At 49.7% G+C, this 26,663-nt stretch carries 26 protein-coding genes and 1 tRNA gene; 9 read left to right on the top strand and 18 right to left on the bottom strand.

Translation table 11 applies throughout. The annotated features are described in order from the left end of the window. Nucleotides 1-2: 2 nt before the first annotated feature. The 3 genes from R3I13_RS22950 to R3I13_RS22940 form a co-directional block, all read right to left on the bottom strand. The gene (locus R3I13_RS22950) at nucleotides 3-551 is read right to left on the bottom strand and encodes an Abi-alpha family protein (RefSeq protein ID WP_346320317.1); all 549 of its coding nucleotides are present in this window, start codon (nucleotides 549-551) and stop codon (nucleotides 3-5) included. Nucleotides 552-839: 288 nt separating this feature from the next. Then, on the bottom strand, nucleotides 840-1,442 hold the full coding sequence (locus R3I13_RS22945) for a hypothetical protein (RefSeq protein WP_346320316.1): 603 nt from the start codon (nucleotides 1,440-1,442) through the stop codon (nucleotides 840-842). A gap of 15 nt (nucleotides 1,443-1,457) precedes the next feature. Further along, entirely contained in the window at nucleotides 1,458-1,745 is a 288-nt protein-coding gene (locus tag R3I13_RS22940; protein ID WP_346320315.1) for a helix-turn-helix transcriptional regulator, read from the bottom strand. A 480-nt stretch (nucleotides 1,746-2,225) separates the two neighbouring features. Between R3I13_RS22940 and R3I13_RS22935 the strand changes: the two genes are divergently transcribed. The 4 genes from R3I13_RS22935 (at nucleotide 2,226) to R3I13_RS22920 (ending at nucleotide 4,261) form a co-directional block, all read left to right on the top strand. Further along, a complete protein-coding gene (locus R3I13_RS22935) occupies nucleotides 2,226-2,426 on the top strand; it encodes a hypothetical protein (protein ID WP_346320314.1) in 201 nt (66 codons plus the stop codon). 111 nt (nucleotides 2,427-2,537) lie between these two features. After that, a complete protein-coding gene (locus tag R3I13_RS22930; RefSeq protein ID WP_346320313.1) occupies nucleotides 2,538-2,984 on the top strand; it encodes a hypothetical protein in 447 nt (148 codons plus the stop codon). Nucleotides 2,985-3,060: 76 nt separating this feature from the next. After that, on the top strand, nucleotides 3,061-3,582 hold the full coding sequence (locus R3I13_RS22925; protein WP_346320312.1) for an alpha-ketoglutarate-dependent dioxygenase AlkB: 522 nt from the start codon (nucleotides 3,061-3,063) through the stop codon (nucleotides 3,580-3,582). Nucleotides 3,583-3,724: 142 nt separating this feature from the next. Further along, on the top strand, nucleotides 3,725-4,261 hold the full coding sequence (locus R3I13_RS22920) for a hypothetical protein (protein ID WP_346320311.1): 537 nt from the start codon (nucleotides 3,725-3,727) through the stop codon (nucleotides 4,259-4,261). 131 nt (nucleotides 4,262-4,392) lie between these two features. Here R3I13_RS22920 and R3I13_RS22915 read toward each other — a convergent pair whose 3' ends face one another. From R3I13_RS22915 to queG, 7 genes are all read right to left on the bottom strand, one after another. After that, nucleotides 4,393-5,160 carry a relaxase/mobilization nuclease domain-containing protein gene (locus tag R3I13_RS22915; RefSeq protein ID WP_346320310.1) on the bottom strand — a complete coding sequence of 256 codons (768 nt, stop codon included), beginning with the start codon at nucleotides 5,158-5,160 and terminating at the stop codon, nucleotides 4,393-4,395. Further along, a complete protein-coding gene (locus R3I13_RS22910; RefSeq protein ID WP_346320309.1) occupies nucleotides 5,157-5,519 on the bottom strand; it encodes a hypothetical protein in 363 nt (120 codons plus the stop codon). The genes R3I13_RS22915 and R3I13_RS22910 overlap by 4 nt, the downstream gene beginning before the upstream one ends. A 209-nt stretch (nucleotides 5,520-5,728) precedes the next feature. Beyond that, nucleotides 5,729-6,043, bottom strand: coding sequence for a helix-turn-helix domain-containing protein (locus R3I13_RS22905; protein ID WP_346320308.1), 315 nt, complete (start codon nucleotides 6,041-6,043; stop codon nucleotides 5,729-5,731). 99 nt (nucleotides 6,044-6,142) lie between these two features. After that, on the bottom strand, nucleotides 6,143-7,381 hold the full coding sequence (locus tag R3I13_RS22900; RefSeq protein ID WP_346320307.1) for a site-specific integrase: 1,239 nt from the start codon (nucleotides 7,379-7,381) through the stop codon (nucleotides 6,143-6,145). A 281-nt stretch (nucleotides 7,382-7,662) separates the two neighbouring features. Further along, nucleotides 7,663-7,736, bottom strand: a tRNA-Pro gene (locus R3I13_RS22895). Between the two features lie 84 nt (nucleotides 7,737-7,820). Beyond that, on the bottom strand, nucleotides 7,821-9,689 hold the full coding sequence (locus tag R3I13_RS22890) for an RICIN domain-containing protein (RefSeq protein ID WP_346320306.1): 1,869 nt from the start codon (nucleotides 9,687-9,689) through the stop codon (nucleotides 7,821-7,823). A 183-nt stretch (nucleotides 9,690-9,872) separates the two neighbouring features. Continuing rightward, the gene (queG, locus tag R3I13_RS22885) at nucleotides 9,873-10,793 is read right to left on the bottom strand and encodes a tRNA epoxyqueuosine(34) reductase QueG (RefSeq protein ID WP_346320305.1); all 921 of its coding nucleotides are present in this window, start codon (nucleotides 10,791-10,793) and stop codon (nucleotides 9,873-9,875) included. A gap of 108 nt (nucleotides 10,794-10,901) precedes the next feature. Here queG and R3I13_RS22880 point away from each other — a divergent pair, with 108 nt between their 5' ends. Beyond that, nucleotides 10,902-12,935: a DUF3857 domain-containing protein gene (locus R3I13_RS22880; RefSeq protein ID WP_346320304.1), complete on the top strand. Its 2,034-nt coding sequence runs from the start codon at nucleotides 10,902-10,904 to the stop codon at nucleotides 12,933-12,935. Then, nucleotides 12,932-14,839: a DUF3857 domain-containing protein gene (locus R3I13_RS22875; protein ID WP_346320303.1), complete on the top strand. Its 1,908-nt coding sequence runs from the start codon at nucleotides 12,932-12,934 to the stop codon at nucleotides 14,837-14,839. Before R3I13_RS22880 ends, R3I13_RS22875 begins: the two co-directional genes overlap by 4 nt. A 58-nt stretch (nucleotides 14,840-14,897) precedes the next feature. Here R3I13_RS22875 and R3I13_RS22870 read toward each other — a convergent pair whose 3' ends face one another. Continuing rightward, on the bottom strand, nucleotides 14,898-16,154 hold the full coding sequence (locus tag R3I13_RS22870) for an OmpA family protein (protein ID WP_346320302.1): 1,257 nt from the start codon (nucleotides 16,152-16,154) through the stop codon (nucleotides 14,898-14,900). Between the two features lie 315 nt (nucleotides 16,155-16,469). Between R3I13_RS22870 and clpB the strand changes: the two genes are divergently transcribed. Beyond that, nucleotides 16,470-19,070, top strand: coding sequence for an ATP-dependent chaperone ClpB (gene clpB, locus R3I13_RS22865; RefSeq protein ID WP_346320301.1), 2,601 nt, complete (start codon nucleotides 16,470-16,472; stop codon nucleotides 19,068-19,070). A gap of 360 nt (nucleotides 19,071-19,430) precedes the next feature. Next, the gene (locus R3I13_RS22860; protein WP_346320300.1) at nucleotides 19,431-19,916 is read left to right on the top strand and encodes a nucleoside deaminase; all 486 of its coding nucleotides are present in this window, start codon (nucleotides 19,431-19,433) and stop codon (nucleotides 19,914-19,916) included. Here the strand turns inward: R3I13_RS22860 and R3I13_RS22855 are convergent, their stop codons facing one another. From R3I13_RS22855 to R3I13_RS22840, 4 genes are all read right to left on the bottom strand, one after another. Next, nucleotides 19,917-20,270 (bottom strand): zf-HC2 domain-containing protein, encoded by a 354-nt coding sequence (locus tag R3I13_RS22855; protein WP_346320299.1) that lies wholly within the window; start codon nucleotides 20,268-20,270, stop codon nucleotides 19,917-19,919. A 36-nt stretch (nucleotides 20,271-20,306) separates the two neighbouring features. Then, entirely contained in the window at nucleotides 20,307-20,882 is a 576-nt protein-coding gene (locus R3I13_RS22850; RefSeq protein WP_346320298.1) for a sigma-70 family RNA polymerase sigma factor, read from the bottom strand. Between the two features lie 516 nt (nucleotides 20,883-21,398). Next, complete coding sequence (locus R3I13_RS22845; RefSeq protein WP_346320297.1) at nucleotides 21,399-22,550, bottom strand: tetratricopeptide repeat protein; 1,152 nt, start codon at nucleotides 22,548-22,550, stop codon at nucleotides 21,399-21,401. Beyond that, nucleotides 22,543-23,106, bottom strand: a complete 564-nt coding sequence (locus tag R3I13_RS22840; protein WP_346320296.1) for a hypothetical protein — start codon at nucleotides 23,104-23,106, stop codon at nucleotides 22,543-22,545. The genes R3I13_RS22845 and R3I13_RS22840 overlap by 8 nt, the downstream gene beginning before the upstream one ends. A 70-nt stretch (nucleotides 23,107-23,176) precedes the next feature. Between R3I13_RS22840 and R3I13_RS22835 the strand changes: the two genes are divergently transcribed. Then, nucleotides 23,177-23,941: a C40 family peptidase gene (locus tag R3I13_RS22835; protein ID WP_346320295.1), complete on the top strand. Its 765-nt coding sequence runs from the start codon at nucleotides 23,177-23,179 to the stop codon at nucleotides 23,939-23,941. 343 nt (nucleotides 23,942-24,284) lie between these two features. Here the strand turns inward: R3I13_RS22835 and R3I13_RS22830 are convergent, their stop codons facing one another. The 3 genes from R3I13_RS22830 to R3I13_RS22820 all read right to left on the bottom strand — a co-directional run bounded on the left by R3I13_RS22830 (nucleotide 24,285) and on the right by R3I13_RS22820 (nucleotide 26,580). After that, nucleotides 24,285-24,836, bottom strand: coding sequence for an inorganic diphosphatase (locus R3I13_RS22830; RefSeq protein WP_346320294.1), 552 nt, complete (start codon nucleotides 24,834-24,836; stop codon nucleotides 24,285-24,287). A 209-nt stretch (nucleotides 24,837-25,045) separates the two neighbouring features. Continuing rightward, on the bottom strand, nucleotides 25,046-25,402 hold the full coding sequence (locus tag R3I13_RS22825; RefSeq protein WP_346320293.1) for a hypothetical protein: 357 nt from the start codon (nucleotides 25,400-25,402) through the stop codon (nucleotides 25,046-25,048). A gap of 194 nt (nucleotides 25,403-25,596) precedes the next feature. Next, nucleotides 25,597-26,580 (bottom strand): PhoH family protein, encoded by a 984-nt coding sequence (locus R3I13_RS22820; protein ID WP_346320292.1) that lies wholly within the window; start codon nucleotides 26,578-26,580, stop codon nucleotides 25,597-25,599. Between the last annotated feature and the right edge of the window lie 83 nt (nucleotides 26,581-26,663).

Genomic DNA, 26,663 nt, shown 5'->3' with positions numbered 1-26,663 from the left:
CTTTAATTTGTTATAGCTTCAAAAAAGTGATTTCCAAAATTAGTCAAGTGTATTCTGGATTGCTGGATAAGCCCAATTTGAGCACCATTCTCCATCACGGGATCTTGTTTATATATTGGGTAGTTAATGATATTTAACCGTAGCAAATTATCAATGTAAAGCCATTTCATTTCCGGATAGTTTAATTGTTTCTCTGGTAACGGGTCTTTTAGATATCTGCGATTACAAAACTGACTTTTGTCATCTGTTAAATCAAGCTTTGTCACATATTCTAAAGTGCCTTCCTTTTGGATTATTTTTATGAAAGAGAGTTCATCCTCTGTTAGTTGTAACAATATTGTTATGTAAGAAGGATGTATGTACTTCACGTTTCGCTTGTCGAAAGACTTTTGCATTAGAGTGGTGAATGCAATAGCGTGGGAACTGTTTTTTTCATAAAATTCTAAAGCAGCCAATGTTCTTAGAGCAATTGGGTTTTGTAGCGGCAGTCGCTCACTTTCAGGAATATTTTCAATGGCATCCTGATAGATCAACTTTGTATTAGTATCCATGAGAGAGATTTTAAGTCCCTAATTTACTTGGGCTTCAAGTGATTCGCATATGTTTTTTAATAGAAATTGTATTCTGCATACCAATAGCGTATTCTGGTAAGAGTATTACCTTACTTTTATTTACTTGGCTGGCTGCTAGGAGGGGTAGGGTTAGGTTGTGGCGGTTGCGGGGACGGAGGCGTTGGTAGTTTTGGTGGCGGTCCGGGGGCAAACCCTTTTGTCGTATCAGGTTCGATGATTTGAGGTTTTATTTCTCTATCGTTGTTATTTTGAGATAAACACATAAGGCTATCTTTTATTTTCATTAGGTTTAGTGGGAGTTGGTGAAGATACTGGTGGAGATTGCGGTGTAATCTTAGGGGGTGGTTCTGGGACAAACCCAAATTTTTCTTCTCTGGTCGGTTGTGATGGTTGTGTCGGTTTTGGCTCTGTCATAAAGAAGGAATTATATGTTATGAATATGATTATTAAAGTAGTGCCTACAAAAAGTGATAGTACTGAAAGCAAATTTAGATATTGAATTTTGTTTCCCCTTTTTTCTGCTTTGATAAAATCGTAGTGATTATTACTAATGTCAAAGATTGTTTGATTCAGCACCTTGGCCGCTAAAAGGTGTGATATTAAATTTATTAATAACGTTATTACTAGTAAAAACCAGCCCATTAAGAGCAAAAGCTTCCATTCGGTTAACCAAGGCTTTTCGTAAAACTTTTCGACAATTAACATCGAGGCTCCAATTGCACCTCCACTAATATAAGACAGTTGCTTTTCAAATGTATCCTGGCTCTTGTTGACGAGTTGTTGTAAATGAACTTTATAATCAGAAAGCTGCTGATTGTGAAGAGATTGAGGGTTATCGGACGCAGTTAAAGTCTCTTGTAGTGAATCCATACTTTGAAATGCAATTTATAAAAATCCTTCGGAGAAAAACTCTTTTGGTGAAATACCCAATCCATCAATAATCTTAAGTAGCGTCCTCATCCTAATATCATCAAACGTCCCGGCCTCATACTTCGACATCCCCGCCCGGGAAACCTCAATATCATAAGCAAACAGCTCATAACTCTTAAACCCTTTCTGCTTCCTCAGCGTTTTAATCCTCTTGCTGATCTGCTGAAGAAAGGCATCATGATCAAAATGCCCAAGGGTTGCCTTCTTGCGTTCTTCTTTCTTATTTGATTTAGCCTTTGCCATAAGACCCTAAATAACATTATATCCATATTATAAACAACCCTATTAAATATGGTACAAATAAAAATGCCTATTATAGTATCCTTTTTATGAAATAATTCCTATATTAGCATTGCAATCATATTTTTGCGACTTCAAAAGTTATTGAAGCCGCTTCTTTGATTCCAGCCTGGAAAAGTAGGACGTTCCGCATGCACTGGATGATTAGAAGGAGGCTCACGTATTGGCGTGAGCCCTTCTCTTCCGTGCAAAGCCTTCCTACTGGCTCCAGGCGGTGAGTTGGGTTTCACGCTAATTTTTTGTTCCCTTCTCACATGATTTAGTAACCCATTCGTCACTATTAAATCAATTTCATATGAGAAGTCGAAGAATCACGCCTAACCCGCTTTGCGAGGCCCACCAATTAATGAACCTGGCGAGGGAATTCCGCGAAACAGTTTGCCAAGGAACGCAATGTCGCGATTAATCTAAAATCCTCGTCTCATGGGAAAGAAACAGGCAAGAATCTTCTACGATCTCCCGCAGATCGTTTCTGTATTAAACCTTATCAGCGATGTATTTCTTACCCGCGTCTGTGAAGAATGCGGCTGGGACAAGGATGATCTTGAATATTACCTGGATCACAACAGCCGGATTCCGCTTTCAGACCGGATTATGATAAACCATATCGTAAAGACCAACTGAGTTACCTCCTTGAAAACTGCCCCCAAATGAGCCGTCACGGCTATTTGAAAGCCTCTCTGGCAAGTTCCCTCCTGTACAACAAGGGCAAGTAATCAATAAAAATTATAACATATGAACAATGCAAACCACGAAACGGGCGCCTTCGTCCATTTTGAATCATTTAAGGCGTTGAAGGCCGTGCATCTGCTGACTGACGGGGAAAAGGAGAAATTTCGCAAAACCCGCTTAACCAGCCAGCTTTTAAAGGATTTTATGACGGTGGCCGATCTGGATGTAACTACCACCTGCTTCATCTTGGGAACGTCCGGGCATGCATACCGGGAAACCTGCGATTTGGAGGCGTTCACGGTAGATCACAGCGAGAGAATCATGGCTTTGGCTGAATTGTATGCCCACGGGTACAGCATCTACAACAATCGGGAGACTTTTAATTACTGGATGAAAGCGCACGCCAGGTTTTTGGGAGGCATTCCGCCGTTATCCATCGTGAATAGCCTGGTTGGCGTGAAAGAGATGATTTCTAAACTCACTGCAATAGATCACGGCGCAACACTATAAATGGTCAATGAAGAAACGACTAGGGGGCTTTTTCAGCCCCTTTTTTCATTATTTTAGTGCCTATACATAAATATTTATGGACGGAATTACATTTATTGCCGACTTCATTTCTGATCCTGCTTCTCTATTCAGCTACCTGGATCAAAACGTTACCTGGGATACGAGGATGTCTGCCCGGAAAACCGCCAGCTACGGTGTAGCTTACAACTATTCACAAATTAAATACCCAGATAGTGAATTTCTACCGGCACTGCAAGAAATAGCAAAACAGATCCATGGGACACTAGGATTTGAGCCAAACAATTGCCTGATCAATTATTATCTGGATGGAAAGTCTAAAATGGGCTTCCATTCGGATCAGACTGATATTTTACATGAAGACACCGGAATCGTGATTATTTCGGTCGGCGAAACCAGAACTTTAAGATTCAGGAATATTGCGGATCAAAGTATAACAAAAGACTATCCTTTACCTTCCGGTTCGATGATTTACATGACACAGGAGGTTCAGGCGGTATGGCAACATGCAATACCCGCATCAGATACGGGAAAAGGTAGAATCAGTATTACTTTTCGGCAAATAAAAAGGTTAACCTAAAGCAGTTAATTCTCCTCGCTGCTGCCATGTTTTCTTTATCTTCTGGTCTGCCTTGGCGTGTCAATGCTCGGGGATGCTTCTTTGATAGAGTATTCATTGAAATTGATATATTTATCTTCTAAAATATTAAACCCTGTACATTATGAAATGCATTGTTTTAATTCATTTATTCATTATTCCATATTTGGGTTCTTTTGGTCAAGATTGTAGCAGACTATTTGAAGTGGATAAGTTTACAAAAGACAAAACATCTAATCTTTTCTTAAAAGGTATTGAAGATATAAAGCCATTTGTAAGATTGGAGCTTAATATTGGGAATGGTTACCCGAACTACATTAGAATTCAATTACATGCTGGCGATGGAAAGAAGAATCAGTTTGGACTAGAAGAATATGATAATTTAACTCGCAAGTATATTTCAAATGAGAGAAATAGTATTTCCCTCTACTTGCTTTTTGAAGATGATAAATCGTTTCAACTATTTCGTGGTGAGTATATGATGTACAGTAATTCTGTGTCCCTTAATAAGTCGGAGATTAACGCAGACTTTCTTGCTCATCTGAAGAACAAGAGAGTAACCGATATTAGATTTGAGTTTAATAATATAAGGGGTGATTTTTCAATTCCAGATTCTCAACAAAATTACTTCATACAGATAACGCAATGTTTAAAATGGTAGGAGAGATTGTAAATCCCCGGATCTGTCAAGGCTCGGGGATTTTCTTTTTCCATCCCCGTCGATGAAAATTGTTTGGAAACCCCTGCCGGGAAGGGGAAGGGGGAAGGGGCGGCATTAGCCCCTTCCCCGGTTTACATTCGCATACCTCTCTTACGTGATACAGGCTGCATGATCCATTGCTTGCGCTGTATCCGGTCAAGTGTCTGCTGAATAGTGGAAAGCGAGTACCCAACCTCACTGCCTTTTATCCGTACATTCTTAGCATCAATGAACGCAATCCCCCGGCTCTTCTCCACTTTGTACCCTTTATTTTCCATCAATGAAAGGAAAGAGGTAAAGTCGCCAGCTCTTACCAAAGCGGCTTTAATATCCTCCTTGAGGCTTTCTTTCCGGGCATCCCTCCGTGGCAATCGCTGGATAACGGGAGGGAGAAACCGCCGCGGCATCAGCACCTTTTTCAGCCCAAATCGAAGCTCTGCCTTGCGGCAAAACTGCACGATCTTTTTATAGTTATTACTATCGGAAAGTGTTTTCCCATCATACCGCACCCGGTTGACAATGATATGAATGTGCTGGTGCCGGGTGTCGTTATGGGCTACTACCAGGTACTGACAGTCGGAAAATCCCAATTCTTCAGCGCAGTGCTGTGCAATGTCTTCCATACTGCCAGGTGAAGGTTTATCCTCTGGAGAGAGGCTTAGGATCACATGCATAACCGGTTTACCCAGCTTAGGATTAAGGCCCTGAACTTCTTCAAACTGCCGGATCAACTCTGCCTTAGTGCCAAAGCAGTTGTTAAAATGAAGCACTTCAGCCCTTTCACTTTCCCCTTTCTTAGGGTTCAGGCAGTAAGAAATACATCCTTTAAAACCTTTCCCGATAATGATCTTGCCAATCATTGGAAGTAGGTTTTAATCTGGCCAGAGAGATTTTGAAGTTCCTTAAGGGTTTCCGCCAGCAACAATTTGTCAACTTCATTCAAGGAAAGCCCGAAGTTTTGTTTCCTGGCGATCTGGTTTAATAGCCCGGCTGCATGGTTTATTCTACCGGTAAAGGCTAAAGCCTCTTTGGGAATCTTTGCATGGATCACCTGCATGCCGAGGCCGGCCTTTAATAAATATTCTGATACTGTCAGACCTGCCGTTTTGGCCATTGCCCGGATAATAAAGCTGTCAGTTTTTGTCAACATTACTGCCAGCTGTTCTGTCTTCTTGTCCTGCTTACGCGGTCTTCCACCTCTGTTTCTCTTCACTAACATAAGCTGCTTTTTACATCAAACATTTAATTTTCCCTCCCCAAATGCCGAAGGCATGAGGGGAGCCAGCCAGTTTTGACGAAGTCAAAACATAGCTGGCTCTTACAAAAAACACCACGCAGGGAGAGGCAATAAGAAAGGGGAAGGCGCTGCTGCCGCGCCATTCCCCTTACCCCTTCCCGGCAGGGGTTTCAAACAATGGTTGCCCTGCCTCATGACCTTTTGCCAGCTTTTTGTTCTGCCATCAGGCGGTTGATCGCCTCTTGGTCATAGTAGATGCTGCCACCCAGCCGGGTGAAAGGAATCATCCCGTTTGCCCGGTAGGTTTGCAAGGTGCCGGGCGAGATGTTCAGCATTCGCCGGACCTCATAAGATTTTAACCACTTCTTTTGTACAGTACCCGCCTGTCTTTCAAATAACAGCCTGATCTCGGCCATCATTTCCTCCGTGTATAAACGGAGATCATCAATTGTCACCAGCTGGTTTACCAGCACCGGTTTTTCCCTTTCGTTGCTCACATTTTTCATACTTCACATTTAAGGTTTCAAACTATTAACATCTTAGGTAATATTTTCACACTTTCTCACTTGAGGGAAATGAAAAATTCAATGCCATAGGGCAGGTCATTACGCCGTTGTACTTCTCGCATCCAGCTTATGCTGAAGCAGCGCCATGTCCATTCCAATCTTGGATTGCGTAACCCTGGCGTAGATCATTGTAGTGGTGAGCTTGGTATGGCCCAGCATTTTGCTGATGGATTCAATGGGAACCCCATTCAGCAGGGTGATGGTTGTAGCGAATGTATGACGGGCAAGGTGGAGGGTGAGGTGCTTCCCGATCCCGCAGATCTCCGCAATCAATTTAAGATTCCGGTTCATTTCCTGGTTACTGATCCTCGGGAAAACACATCCCGGGAGAGTGGCAGGAAGCGGGCTTCGCAGGTACTTTCCCATCAAAAATAATGCCGGGGTAAGCAGGGGAACATAGGCGGGCGTGTCGGTTTTGGTACGGGTGATGCTGAGCCATTTCACCCCGTCATTCCCGGTGATGATATTGGAGTGTTTCAGGTTGACAAGATCAGCATAGGCAAGCCCGGTATAGCAGCCAAAGACAAACAGCTCCCGGACGGTATTCATCATTTCATTGCTAAGGCTTTGGGTCTCGATTTTTTTCAACTCTTCCTGCGTAAGAAAATCTCTTTCCTTATGCTTAAACTTCAATTGGAAATGCTCGAACGGGTTCTTCTCCATCCACCCATTTTTCACGGCCCAAAGCGCGATTTTCTTCAGCCGCTCCATATGTTTCATCGTGCCGTTGTTCGTGCACGGCCCACCCGCCTGCACGGGATTGGTACGTACGAAATGCTCAAAGTGCGTAATGAACTCGAAGGTTAATTTTCGGAGAAGAACGTCTTTTTCAGGATACTTTTTGGCAAGGAAGCGTTCAAGATACTTTTCAGTCGTGAAGTAGTTTTTCATAGTGCCAGGCCGCAAATTTTCCTGCATCATCCTGTTATGTTCCCGCATCAGCCAGAGCAAAGTGTATTCCTCCGCGCCCTGATCTGCCCGCAGGAAAGCTCTTTTCACAGCGTCGGCAGTTATTACCTCGTCTCCTAACCGGAGTTGCTGGTAGTACTGCATGAGCTTTGCCCTGATTTCCTCCAGGAGACTGTTTAGCTGCCGCAGCTGCTCTGTTTTTGGCTTCACGCATCCCTTTGCATAATTCCAATCTTGTTTCAAAACAGGCTGCTTAAGCGCGATCTCCGCTTTAGAACGGTTGACAGAAATCCTCGCATACACGTAACAGTTGCCCGTCTCAAACTGGCGCAGCACAAAGGATACGCCGAAGGTGTCTTTCGTTTTCATATGTTTTCATTTTAGTGTCTTCATTCACTCACATCATTCACCAAATCCGCTTCGCGGACCACTAAAAATGAACTAAAACCCACTTTTTTGAATCAATTCAATCGATTATAGATCAATCCGTTATCTCAATCTGGTGAATCAAAAATAATTCACCGCATCATTCACCACATCATTCACTTCTTAATTGATCAATATTGCTTCAAATTGACACCTCCCAAAAACAAAAAAGCCCGTAAACACTGCGTTTACGAGCTTTCTACTTTCTTTAAATCTCATTCAAGTCGGGATGACTGGATTCGAACCAGCGGCCTCTTCGTCCCGAACGAAGCGCGCTACCGGGCTGCGCTACATCCCGAATGGGCTGCAAATTTACTCTTTGCCGCCAAAAATCAAAAATAATTTTTGAACAGGCAAAGCAATCCCAGGCCCATAGCGGAATTTACTGCTTAATGAACCGCGTTTGCCTGCCCTCGAACTGCACCACGTACATCCCGGTTCCCAACCCGGAAATATCCACCTGCACCCTGCCGGATAAGTTCCCTTTCATCACCTTTACCAAAGCCCCGCTCATATTGAAAACCCTGATCTCTGTGCCTTTCACGGGCAGGTCTACGTAAATGTAGGAGGATGCCGGGTTAGGGGATACCCTCAATGCAACATCATCCGCCGGAGAATCGGAGGGCTTCGCATAGGAAAGCGGCTGCAAAGTAGCCGGTACGCCCTGGTCTTCCAGCACCCATTGCTGGTTGGGCGTGCCTGTAGCGCCGTTTGCGGCGTAGAGGATCATCTTTGTGCCGTCTGAAGTACTGCTGCCGGGGTTGTCGATGATGTTGCCGCTGCTCATGGCAGTGCGGATAAGATAAGAGCCTGAGCCGGCTGAAACGAGCTTCCATTGCTGGTTCTGGCCGTTGGTGACGGTGTATTGGATGAGTTGCACGCCGGAGCTCTGGTCGCTGTTGGCAATGTCGATCGCTTTGCCGCTGTTGCGGTTCACCAGCACGTAGTTTCCGCTTTGGGCCACCAGCTTCCATTGCAGGTTGTTGGTGCTGCTATTGGCATACTGGGCAATATAGGCCAGGTTGGCGGTGCTGCTGTTCTCTATCCCCAGGTATTTACCGCTGTGAACGTTCTTTATCTTATACCAGTTGCCGCTCACGCCGCCGGAACCTGCGGTGAAGGTCACGGTCCTGGCGGCAGATACGCCGCCGAATATATCAGTGATGGTTACACGTGCAGTGTAAGTACCTGCTGCCAGCGTGCCGGAGATCACGGCGCTGCGCTTCTGGGGCAGCGTTTCTGTGACTGTGCCCACCACGGTGTTGGAGGCGTTCAGTATCTCAACGGTGGAGGAAAACTGCGGGCTTTTGGTGTTATTGTTCGTCCAGCTGACGGTCGCCGCGCCCGCGCTGTAAGATGCGCTTATGGTGCTTACCTCGCCGGTGGTAAGCGTGGGGGTGCTGGCCTGGTTGGTCTGAGCAGGCAGGTCCAGCACACGGCCGCCGTTGAAAGCTGCACTGCGGGTTACATTGCCGCCATGCTCCATGAAGTAGGCGTCTTCCCCGGCATCAAAACCGGCATTGAAGGCCGTGTCGTAGATACCGTTGCGGTAAGCGTCGTTCGCATTGCAGCTGAAATAGCGGCTGGTGGATTTCTGCCAGGTGCCGGCGTCAGTGCGGTTCCAGCAGTCCTTGAAATAGGCTTTGCGCACAAAACGCCCGTCGAACCTCGGGTCGCTGCCATGCCAGTTTTCCAGGAAAGCGCCGGAACCTGAACCCAGGAAGGTAGTGCGGGTGGGAATGGCCAGCGTGGAAGTGTGGAACCATTGATTGTTGCTGAGATTTTGCACGAAAGTGCCGATGAACAGCTCGCCATTCAGCTTCCAGGCCCTGATCACGAAGTTGTACCAGGTGTTAAGCGTCCAGTTGTAAGGGTTGATGGTCTTGGCGCCATCGCCCTCACCGCCAAAGCGGCTGTAGATGGTGCCGGTGCCCAGGTAAGCCTGCCGCGCCAGTACGCCGCCGGCGGTATTCGGGTCCCACTGGGAGGCGATGAGGATCTTTGAAGAGCCGGACGAGCTGTCTGGCGTGTGCTGCAGGCCGGCATAACCGCCGCTCCAGTTGAACACGGAGAAATACGAGGTGTACGCCGTTTGGGTGATCTTCACTTTCATCATTTTCAGCGACGCATCCGCCGGGAAACTAAATACAAGATGCTGGGAAGGCGCGGCATTGCTGGTCTGCGCCTTCAGCGGCGGCGCCAGCAGGCAACAGGAAGCCGTTGCCAGGAAGAGTAGCAAATAAGTACGCATTGGGTTGATTTTGGGTGGTAAAACGAATTACACGGTAGCTTATCACACGTACCGTTAAGCTAATATTTCCCGGGGGCATTCGTATTGTACCCCGATCTAATATGACATTGGCATGTCAGGCGGGAAGGAATGAAAAGAAGGAGGGAAGCGGATTGAAACAATTATATGACAAACGAAGCAGTGTCAGGGCTTGAGGAACTTCAGGTTCCTGCGTATCCCCGCGTATTTGCTGCGTTTCAGGGGCGATTTGGCAAATATCCGCCTGAACTCTTCTTCGGTCATTTCCTCCCACTGCGCGGTGCTGAAATTCAGTATCTCGGGGATAGGCGTAAACTCGGTATTGGGCCGGGAAAAACGGTTCCAGGGGCACACGTCCTGGCAGATGTCGCAGCCGAACATCCAGTTCTCAAATTTGCCCTGCATATCCGAAGGGATCAGCATATCCTTCAGCTCGATGGTATAATAGGAAATGCACCGGCTCCCGTCTACCACGGTAGGGGAAACCAGTGCCCCGGTAGGGCAGGCGTCCAGGCAGCGGGTGCAGCTGCCGCAATAATCGCCCGCAGGGCCGTCGTATACCAGCGGGATGTCTACGATCAGGGTGGCGATAAAGAAAAAACTGCCGGCCTGCTTATGGATCAGGTTGCCGTTCTTGCCGATCCAGCCAAGGCCGCTGCGTTGCGCCCAGCTGCGTTCCAGTACGGGCGCGGAATCCACGAATCCCCGGCCCTGTATATCCCCGATCTCCGCCCGCAGCTCCGCCAGCAGGGTATTCAGCTTCTCCCGGATCACATCGTGGTAATCCTTTCCGTAGGCGTATTTGGCGACCTTCGGGGCCTCGGGCTGCTGGGCCCGGGCGGGGAAATAGTTCAGCAGCAGGGTGATCACAGATTGTGCCCCATCCACCAGCAAACGCGGGTCGATGCGCTTGTCAAAGTAATTCTCCATGTACTGCATACTGCCGTGCATACCCCGTTGCAGCCACTGCTCCAGCCGGTAAGCATCTTCGGTAAGCTGCTCCGCTTTGGCAATGCCGCAATGGTCAAACCCGAGGGAACGGGCCTTCTGCTTGATCAGCAGGGTATTTTGCTCCGGTGTCCGCATTTCTGCCGCAAGTTACAATATTCGCTCCGCCCGCGGGTATTATGGCCAAATCAAAAAAATATCTACATTTACAGCCGTATATACACCCTTACCTTATCAATTTTAGTAATGCCCTGTAGACCTACCTCACTGATCCTCGGAATGATCCTCGCCGTTTGTTCAACCAACGCCCAGGATAAAACACCCGCTTCTTTCGGAAAGATCAAACCGGAAGACTTCAGCAAAGCACCTTACCAGATAGACTCCTCCGCCAGCGCGGTGGTGATCGCCGATGTGGGCTCCAGCTCATTCGAATCGGGAACGGACGACTTTATGCAGGTATTCAAACTCTACCAGCGCATACACATCCTCAATAAAAACGGGTACGACCGCGCCAATATCACCATCGCGCTCCGTACGGAAGGCACCAGGGAAGAAAAAGTGGCGAACCTCAAAGCGGTGACCTACAACCTGGAGAACGGCAAAGTGGTGGAAACGAAACTGGAAAGCAAGTCCGTTTTCACTGAAAAAATAGATAAGAATTACACCCTCAAAAAATTCACGCTGCCCGCGGTGAAAGAAGGCTCTATCATTGAATATTCTTATACGATCAACTCCGAGTTCCCGCGAGACCTGCGGTCGTGGACATTCCAGTCTACCACCGCACCCGTGCTCTGGAGCGAATACGAAGTAACGCTGCCGGAATATTATGAATACATCTTCCTCAGCCAGGGCTACCATCCTTTTCATATCAAAGACAGTGAGAATTCCCGCAAGACCTTCAGCTTCAGGGTGCCTGAAAACGACGGCTACGGCGGCAACAGCGGCACGCGTTCGCAGAACGTCACCGTGAGCCCCGGCATTACCCGCCACCGCTGGGTGATGAAAGATGTGCCGGCATTAAAAGAAGAAAATTATGTGACCACGCTCAGCAACCACGTAAGTTCCATCGAGTTCCAGCTCTCCGCCATCCGCTTCCCCGAATCGCCGGTGCGCCAGATCATGAGCACCTGGCCGAAATTCACGGAAGAACTGTTGAAACATCCTAATTATGGCGAAGACCTCGGCAAGAACAACGGCTTCCTGTCAGACCAGGTGGAGGAACTGACGAAAGGCGCAGCCGGGCCGAAAGAAAAAGCGGAAAAGATATACAGCTTTGTGCGTGATAACTATACCTGCACCGATTACTCGGCCATAGTAGGCACACAGGGGCTGAAAACGACGTTTACCAAGCGGAACGGCAACGTGGCAGACATCAACCTCCTGCTTACGGCCATGCTGCGCAAAGCAGACCTGAACGCGACGCCGGTGATGCTCAGCACGCGGGCGCACGGCAAAACCTACCCGATCTATCCCATTCATTCCAAGCTGAACTATACAGTGGTTTCGCTGGAAGTGGACGGCGCCGAATATTTCATGGACGCCACCCGCCCGTACCTGGGCTTCGGCAAGCTCCATTCCTCCGCATACAACGGCCATGCCCGCAAGATCAACCCTGAAGCCACACCGCTGGTCTTTGAAGCCGATTCCCTCCGCGAAGCTACTGTGACGGGCATCTTCATTTCCCCGGATGACAAAGGCCAATTCACCGGCCATTACCAGCGCCAGCTGACTTACTTCGAATCATACGACCTGCGTTCCCGCATCAAGGAAAAAGGAGAGGAGGACTATTTCAAGGAAGTGGCGAAAGGTTTTATGTCGGATATTGAATTGAAGAACGGTACGATCAAGAACCTCAAAGATTATAGCGAACAGGCCGTGGTGGAATATGATTTTAAGCTGACCGGAACGGACGAGGGCGGCATGCTTTACCTGCACCCCATGTTCTCCGAATCGTTGCGCAGCAATCCTTTCAAATCCGCCGTGCGCACATACCCCGTAGAAATGCCGTCGGTTAACGACATTAACTATACCCTCAGCTTCCAGGTGCCTGACAATTACACCGTGGAAGAAATACCAAAGTCCGCCATCGTGAAGTACAACGACGGGGAAGGCGTGTTCCAGTACATCGCGCAGCAGCAGGGAAACCTGATCCAGCTGCGTTCCCGCATCAGGCTCAGCCGCGCCCTGTATGCGCCGGACGAATATGATGGCCTCCGTGAGTTTTTTGATATGGTGGTGAAAAAACACGGCGAACAGATCGTTTTAAAGAAAAAATCATGAGACTGACCGCAATTTTATTACTGTGCAGCATCACGGCATTCGCCGCGGACCCTCAGTACCCTGTGAGCGCCATTCCTGAAACCCTGCTGAAAAATGCGGATGTGGTGCAGCGCGTGGAAGAAGTGACGATGAAACTGAACGACCTCCGGGACATGCGGGTGACGCATAAAGTAGTGCTCACCATCCTCAATGAAAAAGGCGATAAATATTCCGGCTTCAGCTCCTGGTACGACAAATACCGCGAGATCACCGGTTTCCGCGGCGCCCTGTACGACGCTTCCGGCAAGCAGCTCCGCAAGCTCAAACAGAGCGAAGTAAGCGACCGCAGCGGCGTGAGCGACAACAACCTGATAGACGACAGCCGCATCAAATCGCACGACTTCTACTACAAAGTATATCCCTACACCATTGAATACGAAGTGGAAACCCGCTACCGCAGCACAGCCGGTTTCCGCCCCTGGACGCCCCAGGGTATGGACAACTACGCCGTGGAGCATAGCCGTTTATCCGTGACCGTGCCCGCGGAGTACGACCTGCGTTACAAACAATTCAACTACAACGGCCAGCCCGTTCAGCTGCCCGGCAAAGGCGATAAAACTTTTGTGTGGGAAGTAAAGAACATCCCCGCACAAAAAGAAGAACCGCTGGCAGGGCCCTGGAGAACGCGTTCCGTGATGGTATACCTCGCGCCCAGCGATTTCGCTTTCGGCGATTATACCGGTAAAATGAGCACCTGGGACGATTTCGGCAAATTCCAGCGTACGCTCAACGAAGGCCGCGATGTGCTGCCTGACAATATCAAAACCACCGTTCACCAGCTTACCGGTAACGTGCAGGACCCGCGCGAGAAGATCCGCCTCCTCTACGAATACATGCAGCAAAACACCCGCTACATCAGCATCCAGCTGGGTATTGGCGGCTGGCAGCCTTTCGATGCAGCATATGTGGCCGCCAAACGTTACGGAGATTGCAAGGCTTTGTCCAACTACATGTATTCCCTGCTGAAAGAAGCCGGCATCCGCTCGCATTACACGCTGGTAAAGGCCGGCGAAGGCGAAACAGACCTGATAGAGGATTTCGCGGTGGACCAGTTCAACCACATCATTCTCTGCGTACCCATGGCGAAAGACACCGTGTGGCTGGAATGCACCAACCAGACCATGCCGGCCGGTTATCTCGGCGACTTCACCAACGACCGCCCCGTGCTGCTCGTTACCGAAACCGGCGGCAAACTGGTGCGCACGCCGTCTTATTCCCTCGAACAGAACCTCCAGTTGCGCAGCCTCAAAGCCGTGCTGGACGAGAACGGCAACCTCACTGCCACCTCCGCCACCAGGCTCACCGGCCTGCAGCAGGATTGGTATCATGCCCTCATCACCAGCGTTTCCGCCGAAAAGCAGCTGGAAATACTCAAGGAAAAACTGAACCTCCCCAGCTACGATATCCGCAAATTCCACTACACGCCGCATCCGCAGGCAAGGCCTGTCCCGGAAATGACGGAGGACCTGGAGCTGACCGTTACCAACTACGCCACGTTCAGCGGCAAAAGGCTTTTCATTGTGCCCAATGTGCTGAACCGCAATACCACCAAGCTCACGCAGGATGATACACGCAAGTCCGACATCTGGCTGCGCACCGCTTCCCGCGATGTGGATACGGTGGAGATCACTATCCCGAACGGCTATACGCCTGAATCCGTGTTCCAGCCCGTGACGCTGGAGACCCGTTTCGGGAAATACCAGGCCAGCGTGAAAGTGGAAGGCAACCGGATCACCTATATCCGCACCTGTGAACTGAAGGCCGGGCAATACCCGGCAAAGGACTACCAGGCGCTGGAAGAATTCTTTGCCACCATTTACAAAACAGACCGAAACAGGGTCATCCTGGTAAAAAAGGAAGCATAAAAAAGAGAGGGCCACCAAAGCCCTCTCTTTCATTGTATAGATGTGGCAGTTTGAAAGATCATTTCTCGCGTACGCTCACAGATATTCTCCTGTCTTTTTTCCGTTCTTCATCCGGCGCATCTGCCGCGGCTTTCGCGAATTGTGAGCCATAACCTTCCGCGCCCAGCAGCTGCACGGGTTTTACATTCTTTTCGCTCAGCGCGTGATGCACGGCTTCCGCGCGTTCCTGCGACAGTTTCTGGTTGGCCTTGGCGTCGCCGGTAGCATCCGTATACCCGCCGATCTTGATCTTCGCTTTGGGGAAAGCATTGAGGATAGCAGCCAGGTTGCTGATCTGCACCCTGCTGTCTTCGGTAAGCTCTGCGCTGCCGGTCTTGAAGTTCAGGTTGTCGAAATCGAACCACTGGTCTTTGCCGCCCCTGGTGTTCGGGTCCTGCAGGAAAGCAACCAGCTGGTCTTCGATACCGCCTTTATACGCATCCAGCACAACGCCGTCAGGTAGCGTAACCTTGATGGATTCGCGGGTGGCGACAGGGGCGGTGCTGACTGCCCCCACGGCGGTATCTTCCATATGCGAAACGGCCACGGAATCGGTAACCGGCGTGGTATGTTGCCCGCCGCAGCCTTTCAGCAGCCACCAGAGCAATAATATCAGCGCAATGGCGATAATGAGCCAGGTGATCCAGCGGTTGCCACCGGTGTTGGTAACGGAGTGGCCTACACTATTGGCCGTATGTTTCAGGGAGCTGGTAATGCCGGAGAGTTTGTTGCCAATGTCGCCCAGGCTGCTTACGCCCAGCAGGCTGGCAAGGCCCAGGCCGGAAGGAACAGCCGCCAGTATCTTGTCTTTCTGGCTGTTCAGGATATCCAGGATGCCGGAAGGGCCGAGGTTTTGCGCGGTGGCCTGCTGCCCGAGCACGCCCAGCGAAGCAGGCGCCGCTGTTTGTAAAAGGGTTTCGGCAGATTGTACTTTAATACCGGCATAGCTGGCAATAGCGCCCGTAAGATCGCCGGCCTTGCTGCCAAACAGCGACCGCAGGATGTCTGCCCCTTTTGCCAGCAAACCCGCCGGCAGGCCGCTGCCGAGGTTGCCCATCTGGGAAAGGTTCGCCCCCGCGGCATCTTTGATCATGCCGATCAGCCCGCCCGTATCGCCGGAGCCGGCTTTGTTGAGCAAACCGGTCAATACCGCCGGGATAATGCCCCCAAGGGCCTTCTGTACGCTGGATTCATTTTCGCCTAACTGTGCGGCGGCTTTATTACTAAAATCATTGTTGAAAAGGTTTTTCAGGGTGTCAATGAGATCAAAAGCCATAAAATACAGGTTTTGGTGGTGAATGAAATAGAGTGCTTGCGGTCTTTAGGGTCTGTGTGTTGTAACTGTTCTATAACAGGTTAAATTCCATACAGTTCAATATAAAGGCTGATTTAATGTTGACATTGATGTAAGGGGTTAATAATGAATGGGATAGACAAAATAACAGTCCATTTGCATATAAACTGAAATTAAAGCAGTTCAAACAAGAAAATGCTGTCAAAATAACCGGTAAAAATACCTTGGATCAACATTTGATCAGCCATAAACAAATCATTCAAACCAACCGTTAACCTAAAAGAAGAATAAACAGATATGAACTTAAATAACTTTACCATCAAATCGCAGGAAACGCTGCAGGCCGCACAGCAGTTGGCTTTCAATCACCGCAATTCGGCGATTGAGACTGGCCACATCCTGAAGGCGTTGCTGCAGGATGAAGATAACAGTATCGAATACCTGCTGAAGAAGAACGATGTGAACACCGGCTTCCTGGACGGAAAGCTCAACGAGCAGGTCCAGAAATACGCAGTGATCGGCAATGGCGAAGGCGGGCAGGTGTTGAGCAGGGATGCCAACAACGCCATTCTCCGCGCAGGTTCCAGCATCAAGGAATTCAAGGATGAGTTCGTGAGTGTGGAACACCTGCTGCTGGGCCTCCTGGGCGGCAGCGACGATACATCCAAATTATTAAAGGATGCCGGTCTTACTGAAAAAGGCCTGAAATCCGCTATCACAGAGCTTCGCAAAGGAGGCACCGTGAATTCCCAAACGGCGGACGCACAATATAACAGTCTTGAAAAATACGCCAAGAACCTCAATGAGCTGGCCCGCGCCGGCAAGCTGGACCCCGTGATCGGCCGCGATGAAGAGATCCGCAGAACGCTGCATATCCTTTCCCGCCGCTCCAAGAACAACCCGATACTCGTGGGCGAGCCCGGCGTAGGTAAGACCGCCATCGCAGAAGGGCTGGCGCACCGCATCATTAACGGCGACGTGCCGGACAACCTGCACAACAAGATCATCTACGCGCTGGACATGGGCGCGCTGATGGCCGGCGCCAAATACCGCGGGGAGTTTGAAGAAAGACTGAAAGCAGTGGTAAAAGAAGTGGCGGAAAGCAATGGCGGCATCATCCTGTTCATCGACGAAATTCACACCCTCATTGGCGCAGGCGCCATGGAAGGCGCGATGGACGCGGCCAATATCCTGAAACCCGCGCTTGCGCGCGGCGAGCTCAGGGCCATCGGCGCCACCACGCTGAATGAATACCAGAAATATTTCGAAAAAGATAAAGCGCTCGAACGCCGCTTCCAGAAAGTGCTGATAGACGAGCCCAGCGTGGAAGATGCCATCTCCATCCTCCGCGGCCTCAAAGAAAGGTACGAAAACCACCACCATGTGCTGATCAAAGATGAAGCGATCATCGCCGCAGTGGAGCTTTCGCACCGGTATATTACAGACCGCTTTTTGCCGGACAAGGCGATTGACCTGATAGACGAAAGCGCGGCCAAGCTCCGCCTGGAAATGAATTCCATGCCCGAAGAGCTGGACGAGCTGGAACGCCGCATCCGCCAGCTGGAGATCGAGCGTGAAGCGATCAAACGTGAAAATGATAAAGAAAAACTCAACGAGCTGGCCGCCGAAATAGCGCGCCTGAGCGAAGAGCGAAATACCTTCAAATCCAAGTGGCAGCAGGAAAAAGAGCTGGTAGATAAAGTGCAGAATGCCAAAGCCGCCATCGAAGACCTGAAGCTGGAAGCCGAGCAGGCCGAAAGGAACGGCGACTTCGGTAAAGTGGCCGAGATCCGGTATGGCAAGATCAAAGAACAGGAAAAACTGGCCGCTGATCTTACCCTGGAGCTGAACCAGCTTTCGTCCAGCCATAAAAGATTGCTGAAAGAAGAAGTGGACGCGGAAGACATTGCCGAGAACGTTGCAAAAGCCACCGGCATTCCCGTTACCAGGATGTTGCAAAGCGAAAAAGACAAGCTCCTTCACCTGGAAGATGAGCTGCATAAAAGGGTAGTGGGGCAGGACGAGGCGATCGTGGCCGTGGCGGACGCCATCCGCAGAAGCCGCGCCGGCCTGAACGACCCGAAAAGGCCCATCGGTTCCTTTATTTTCCTTGGCACTACCGGTGTCGGTAAAACGGAGCTGGCCAAGGCCCTGGCAGATTTCCTGTTCGACGATGAAAGCATGATGACCCGCATAGACATGAGCGAATACCAGGAAAAACATGCCGTGAGCAGGCTGGTGGGCGCGCCTCCGGGTTATGTAGGTTATGACGAGGGCGGGCAACTCACAGAGGCCGTTCGACGTAAACCATACAGCGTGGTGCTGCTCGACGAGATCGAAAAAGCGCACCCCGATACCTTCAATATCCTGCTCCAGGTGCTGGACGACGGCCGCCTGACAGATAACAAAGGCCGGGTGGTGAACTTCAAGAATACGATCATCATCATGACCAGTAACATGGGCAGCCACATTATCCAGGAGAACTTTGAAAAGATCGACGAAGGCAACCGCGACGAGATCGTGGACAGGACGAAGGATGAAGTGATGGGCCTGCTGAAGCAGACCATCAGGCCGGAGTTCCTAAACCGTGTGGATGAGGTGATCATGTTCCAGCCGCTGCTGCGTTCAGAAGTAAGAGGTATTATTAACATACAATTACAACAACTGCGCGACCTGGTAAGTAAAAATGGCATGATATTGGAATTCTCTGAATATGCGCTTGACTACCTGGCAGAACAGGGCTTCGACCCGCAGTTCGGCGCCAGGCCGCTGAAACGCCTGATCCAGAAAGAGATCGTGAATCTCCTCAGCAAGAAGATCCTCGCTGGCGAGATCGATAAGAACAAGCCGGTGCTCGTGGATGTGTTCGATGGAGTAGTGGTGATCAGGAATACTTAAAAAGTCTATTCTAATACGACGATATACAGTTACAGGTAATACCCGGGTGAATCTTCTCCCGGGTTTTTTTATGCCCAACGCTATCACCGTTAATACGTTAGTAAATACATCAAATTAAAAATTTGTTTAATCTAATATGCGTAACTATATTGTGAGGAAGTACGCATACGTTACTGCCCGCATTCATTCGGCAAGAACTTTACGCGCGGCCGGGCCGGCGTAATAAGAACGTGTTGTTAGGATGATGGGGGTTAAAAGGCCTACAGGAAGGGCGCAGCGACCTGCGCCTTCCCCTGTACGGTTATAGAACGCGTTGATTTTCCGTACATTTGGGTTATTAACCCGGAAAACAGAACGTATATGTACCAGATCGGAGAAAGAGAAAAGAAGTTCATGGCGCTGGCCATAGAGTTGTCCCGGAAAGGCATGCGGAATGGGGACGGCGGGCCATTCGGTTCCGTTGTAGTGCGGGGGAACGAAGTAGTGGGCGAGGGCTGGAACCAGGTGCTGACGCACAACGATCCTACCGCGCATGCTGAAGTAGTGGCTATCCGCAACGCCTGCCGCAACCTTGGCACATTCCAGCTGACCGATTGCGAGATCTACACCTCCTGCGAGCCTTGCCCCATGTGCCTGGGCGCTATTTACTGGGCCCGCCCGCAAAGGGTGTTCTTCGCCAATACCAAAGAAGAGGCCGCAGCGATTCACTTCGATGATTCTTTTATATACAGGGAAATAGAATTGCCGCACGGGCAGAAAAAAATACCTTTCATTTCCTTCCCGCAGGAAGCGGCGAGGGAAGTATTCCGTGAGTGGGACGGCATGGAGAACAAGAAATTATACTGATCAGCGGGCAGTTACGAAGTGGAAGATCCAGTAGAAGCCCAGCAACAGGAATATCACTACCAGCGTAACGATGGCGATATATAGATAAAAATCGGTCTTCCTTCTCCTGCGTGTTCTTTTGCGGAGTTTTTGCAGTACGTTGTATTTGGCCTGCCGGAGCCATCCGGGGATCTGGTCTTTCCGGGAGATCGCCGATAAACCTTCCACTGCTTCGCTGCACATATCGCAGTCCTGCAGGTGAAGTTCCACTTCATGACGTTCTTCCGCACTCAGTTCCCCCTTAACGTACGCCAACAGCTGGTCCTGGCTGGGACAAGCGGTTTGAGTGAATATGTCGGCAAAATTTTCGTTCATATAAGGCAGATGTTCGCTACTGCATTTAACTGCAAGTTAGCGTTTATTTTTACTGTACTTTTCCAATAATATTTTGAGGTTCCTTTTTCCATTCTGTATGTAACTTTTAACCTGCAGCAGGGTGAATCCTGTCTGTTCTGTTATTTCCTGGTACGATTTCTTTTCGAGGTAAAACATCCTCACGCAGGTAGCCTGTTCTTTGTTCAATTCCCCCAGCGCCTGTTCCATATGTTCCAGCATATTGTCTTTCTGCACATATGCTTCCGTTGAAATATCCTCCTGCTGGGCGGTGCCGGGCATGTAATCTTCTTTCAGCTCCAGCTCCTTATGGTGCCGCAGCTGCATCAGGCAATGATTCCGTGCCACCTGGTAGATCCAGGCCTTGAAGTAAACCACGTCGTGCTTATGGATGTCTGACAATACTTTCAGGAAGATCTGCTGTACGCTGTCCCGGGCGTCTTCTTCATTTTTCAGGTATTTCATACAAAGGCCCAGCAGTAGCAGGGCATAACGATCGAACAGAATGCCTATCCAGTCGCCGTTCCCATCGGCTTTATACCGTTGTAACAATTCCTGATCACTCAGGTTCTGGTGTTGTTCGGAGGGATTCACCCCATTAAGATAATGTCTTCTCCTTTTTCCATAAAATTTTACCTTTTAATTTTTTTAAATGAAACTGGGCAAAGTTGTTCCGGGGCAGTGGGCTCAGTCATTTAAAAAAATTAAAAGGTAAAATTTTCCACTATGTCACCCAGGCAATGGTCTTTAAAAAAGGGCGAATGAAGATGGAGAAGGAGATGCAGAAGAAGACGCAGGAAAAGAGGAGAAAAAAACGCGGAAAGAGATGGATAGGAGAGAGAAGGAAGAGTTAAAAAAGGGAAAAAGAGAAAAGAAACCAGAGAAACTCCAGGAAAATAAATGCGCAAGCATTTAGTATAACCGTTCCCGTAAGCAATCCAATCACAAGGCAGGGAAATGAGTCCCCCAGTCACAAAATTTCCCTGCGGCCCGAAGGGGAAGGATTTTTACCAAAAAATTTGATAAAAAGCTGAGCCCGCAGCCCCGAAATAACAAAGCCCAGTTCTTTTTATCAAATTTTTTGGTAAAAATCCCGGGGCCCCCTGAGTTTTAATTCATGTTGTTGAGTTGCGCTTGTGCCATTGATTTCATGTTGCCTTCCATTTTGATGATCTCTTTGAAGAGCCTTCTGGCTTTGCCGTTCTGGCCTTTGTTCTTGTAGATCATGGCCAGCTGGTATTTGGCTCTTTCGGAATATTTTTCGTTGCCGGAGAGTTTTTTGAACTGGTTGATCGCCTCGTTCATGTCGCCCTGCTGCTGGTATTGCATGGCGGCGCGGAAGAGGGATTCGTCGCCGGAGGCAGGCGCTTTCTCTTCTTTTTCTTTGGATTTGCCGGTGTTGTTGGATGTGTTAGCAGGGTTGATGTTTTTGTCTGTTTCGGCCTGGTTAGGTGTGTTATTGCTTTCTTCGGCGGTATATTTTTGATCTTTCGGGTCTTTGGGTTCCGTTTTTTTGGGGTCTTCTTTCAGCGTGGCGGGTGTGTTGAGCGCCAGGCGGGCGTTGGTGTCTGCGGCGGAAGTTTTGGGCGTGCTGTCTTTCACCGCTTTCTTTTTGAGGGAAGCGGAATCTTTTGGTGCCGGTTTTATGGGTTTGATATTGGCGGCACTGATGGTGGTGCTGTCGTTCTTATTGATGGAATCGCGGGCGCTGGAATTATATTGAGTGTGTATTACCAATGGTTTGCCGTCGTTCGTTTGCGTTGCCGGGTAATTAGGATCTACGGCTGCTGCCGGAGGTGCTGCGGGAGCCGGGATGACCAGCGCTTCTGATGTACGGGCGGGCAATGCGGCGAGGGCTGGCCTGTTTTTCAGGTGTTGCTGCAGCAGGAAAACGCTGCCGCCGCCGATGGCTACGAACATGATGGCCCAGAAGTAAGACAGCAGGCTTTCCGCGGTCTTGTGCTGCCGGATCTGGCGCTGTTGCTGCTTTTTATCGGGTTGCGGCGGGGGGGCGAATTCGCGGTGGATGAACTGGCTCAGCTCATGTGTAAGATGACTGTATTGTTCATGCAGGTGATGATTGCCCATGGCTTGCAGCGCATCATGGCAAAGATCGCAGTCTACAATATGTTGTTCAACCAGGTGCTTTTCCACAGCTGTCATATTGCCGCGGTGGTAACGAAGCAGTTGATCCCTGTTGATGCAGCGTACAGGGGTAAAGATCTTAAGGATCCGTTCTTGCCTTGGAGAGTCGTTATTCATAAGCCACGTCCTTCAGTTGTGTTGCTATTTTCTTCCTGATGCCTTTCAGGGAGTTCCTTACTTTGTCTGCCGTTGTGCGATGGTGTTGCGCGAGTTCCTGCAACGTTTGGTGTTCCAGGTAAAAGCCGGTAAGGAGGGCGGCTTCTTCTTTATTCAGCTGGCTCAAAGCCTGTTCTATCCGGGCAGTGAGCGTTGCCCTGGCTATCGGGTTATTGCCGGCGACTTCCACCTGTGTTTCCAGCCGCTGTATGATCTGGGTTGGCGGGGTGATATACGGGGCAGTTGTTTTGTTGCCCGTCGCGAAATAACTTTGAACTATTGCATACACAGTTTCGTTTAACTTACCGAATGAAGAGGAGAGTTGGGTAGACATCTGGCGGATCAGCGTAGGGAATACGGTTTCAGCTGGCTTCTCCTGGGAAAGCTTCGGCAGGCATACCGCCACCAGCAGGTGGCTGTACCGGCCCAGCAGAACGCCGGTGGCTTCCCGGTCCTGCAGCTTCCGCATGCGGAGCAGCAATTCCTTGTCGTTCAGGTTATTTAACTGAAGGTGCATATGCTTATAACTATATTTACGCAAAACCGGGTCAAATGTTCACCCAGCCCACATATTTTAAACAATTAACATGCCACTTGCAATTACGATCGTGCCGGTGATGCCGCTGCGCGCAGAACCTTCCCACAAAAGCGAAATGATCTCCCAGGCAATTTTCGGGGAATGTGTTGAAACAGAAACAGTTAATGCAGACGGTTGGGTGAAGGTGCGCTTGCAGTACGACGGGTACGAGGGTTGGGTAACGCAATCTCACCTGGAAACCATTACGTTGGACCTTTATAATGCCCCTTACACGCATATTGCCACACAATGGGCAGCCCGCCTTAACCTGAACGATCAGCCCGTGTATGTTCCTTACGGCAGTTTGCTGAAACTCGGCGGATCACAATGGGGAAATGTGAAAGTAACGGCAGAATCCGGGATTGAGCCGTTTGCGCCTGCTAAATCGCCTCACCTGGCATGGTGGCCCATTGCCTACACTTTCCTGAATACGGCCTATTTATGGGGCGGAAAAACGGTGTTTGGCGTTGATTGCTCGGGGTTTACACAAACCGTGTATAAAATCCTCGGTATTCCCCTGCTGCGGGACGCTTACCAGCAGGCGACCGAAGGCGAAACGGTGTCCCTCATCCAGGAAGCAAAGCCCGGCGACCTTGCTTTTTTCGACAACGAAGCCGGTAAGATAACCCACGTAGGCCTGCTGCTCAGCGACCACGAGATCATTCACGCTTCCGGCAAAGTGCGCGTCGATCCTATCGATCACCAGGGGATCGTGAATAAGGATACCGGGGTGAGAACGCATAAGCTCAGGCTGATCAAGAGAATGTTCCCCTAAGAGCGATACTGTTTGAACGCTTTTACCCCGGGTCGTGAACGCTTTAACCTCGGGTAATGAACGCTTTTACTAGGGGTAATGAACGCTTTAACTATACGGGAGCCATACTGTTGACATACAGTGTCCATACCGTGAATATGCCATTGGGTTACGATGGCACCGGGTTGGCAGGCCTTTTCCTTTAACCGGCCTTAAAATAGGAAAGTGACTGAAAGGCAAAGCTTGCCTCCGGTCACTTTCCAGGTAAATTCCTTTATTCAGGTTTTATCAAAAAACAGCATCTTCACCACTACTGCGATCATAAACGGATCAAACCGGAAATGATGGGTAACGGTATGTGCGGTTAGTTTTGTTGTCCGAACGTTTTATCGTACAGGTCAAACGCGTCGTTGATGATCTGTTCTGCTTTCGCCTTGTTCTGGAATTCTTCCACTTTCACGGTTTTGTTCTCCAGCTTCTTGTATTCTTCGAAGAAGTGGCGGATCTCCTCCAGCAGGTGCGGGGGCAGCTCGCTGATGTCGTTGATGTGGTTCACGCTCATGTCGTGCGCAGCCACGGCGATGATCTTATCGTCCGCCTCGCCGCCGTCTATCATCTGCATCACGCCTATCACCTTCGCATCTACGATGCACAGGGGCACGCAGTCGATCTGGGAGAGGATGAGGATGTCCAGCGGGTCGTTATCGTCACAATATGTTTTAGGGATGAAGCCGTAATTGGCCGGGTAGTATACGGAAGAGTACAGCACGCGGTCCAGCTTCAGCAGGCCGCTTTCCTTATCCAGCTCGTATTTGGCGCGGGAGCCTTTCGGTATTTCAATAATTCCGGTTACTGTGTGGGGCACGTTATCACCGGGGCTTACGCTGTGCCATGGATTCGTTGTCGTCATCGTCATTCAATGATTCTTTTAAAAAATGAGTATGTGCATCAATCTGCCGGCAGGGGCTTGCAGCGGGCCTTACGGCCTGAAACAGGTATCCCTGATACCCGGGCGGCCGTTGGAACGATAAAGTGTTCCAGGAGCCTGAATATCAGTGATTCTGCCGGTTTGTGGGCGCAAAATTAAGGAACAAACCGTTAAATACTATAAAATAATGGAGGGAATCAGTGTGCAGTGGAAGAATCCGTTGTCTGCGGGGCCATTGAGTTCATGTCCATAGTGCCGGGAGCCACGTAGGTAGGGAGGATGCTCTCAAGTGTCAGGGATATTTTCCATTGACCGCTTTCCTTTACCAGTTGCAGGGTTTCCTGCTGGCTGGCTGAGGAATTAAGGATGGTGACCGTTGCTTTATCTCCGTCTTCCTGGTGGTTCACCACTTCCAGCTTTGCATTTTTGATCTTTTCACGCTCGTTTTCATTGCGTTTCCCGTCAAAAATGGAGTAGAGCAGTATAACCTGTTGTGATTCTTTGGTAGCAAATTCTTTAGCGCGCTCGAAGTTGGATTCCTGTATGGCGTGCATAAATTCCAAGGCAACCTCCTGCGGTTCAGGTCTTTTTTTACAGCTAGTTAAAAATATTCCCGAGACACACATCAAATAAACAATTCGCCTGTAATAGCTCATGTGGTTGATAGGTTAAAGTTATAATGTCATTAACAAAATTAACAGGAATCATTCAATTGCGCAAACTACGATAAATGGCTGTTAAAACCGTGTTAATTGTCCCCACGCTTCTCGCCGCCATGTTCTTCGCTCGCCGCGTCGTATGCCTTGATGATGGCTTTCACCAGCCTGTGACGTACCACGTCTTCCTCATCCAGTTCGAGGTACCCGATGCCGTCTATATTGCGGAGGATGCGGGTAGCCCTGCCAAGACCGCTTTTCTGGTTCTTGGGAAGGTCTATCTGGGTAAGGTCGCCCGTGATGATCGCCTTGGCGGAAGCGCCGATGCGGGTGAGGAACATTTTCATCTGCAGGTCCGTGGAGTTCTGTGCTTCGTCGAGCAGGATAAAGGAGTTATCCAGCGTACGGCCGCGCATGTAGGCCAGGGGTGCGATCTCGATGATCCTGTTGGTCATGAAATAACTGAGCTTATCCGGCGGGATCATATCATCCAGCGCATCGTACAGCGGGCGCAGGTATGGGTCGATCTTTTCCTTCAGGTCGCCTGGCAGGAAACCCAGGCTTTCCCCTGCTTCCACGGCAGGGCGGGTGAGGATGATCTTGCGTACCGCCTTGTTCTTCAGCGCTCTTACGGCGAGGGCTACAGCAGTATAGGTTTTCCCGGTACCGGCCGGGCCGATGGCAAACACGATGTCGTTCTTGTCTGCCAGCGCCACCATTTTCTTCTGGTTGGCGGTTTTCGCGCGGATCGTGCGCCCGTTGGGGCCGAATACCAGCACTTCATTCGGGTTCCTGTCCTTAAAATGATCGATGCCGGAACCTTCCTCTTCGCCCAGTATCTGCTCGAAATAATTCTCGCTCAGGTGCCCGTTACGTTCAAGGTAGCTCACGATCTGCCCGATCTTTTCCTTCGCGGTGGCTACTTCTTCCGGCGCGCCGGAAAGTTTCAGCTGTGTGCCGCGGCTGAGGATCTTCAATAAGGGGAACTTCTTTTTCAATAAGTCCAGCTTTCCGTTGTTGACGCCGAAAAACTCAATGGGATTTACGCTGTCCAGGTTAATGATCGATTCTGTCAAGTGCGGTTCAATTTAGATGTCTGCATTTCGGATCTGGACTGGAAGAACAGGATGCGTGCACCACGGGGCCAACGCATCCTGCA

The sequence above is a fragment of the Chitinophaga sp. YIM B06452 genome (genome assembly GCF_039655965.1).
Lineage (GTDB): Bacteria > Bacteroidota > Bacteroidia > Chitinophagales > Chitinophagaceae > Chitinophaga.
Note: the sequence above shows the minus strand (reverse complement) of the source record. Positions and strands in the feature narration are given on the sequence as shown.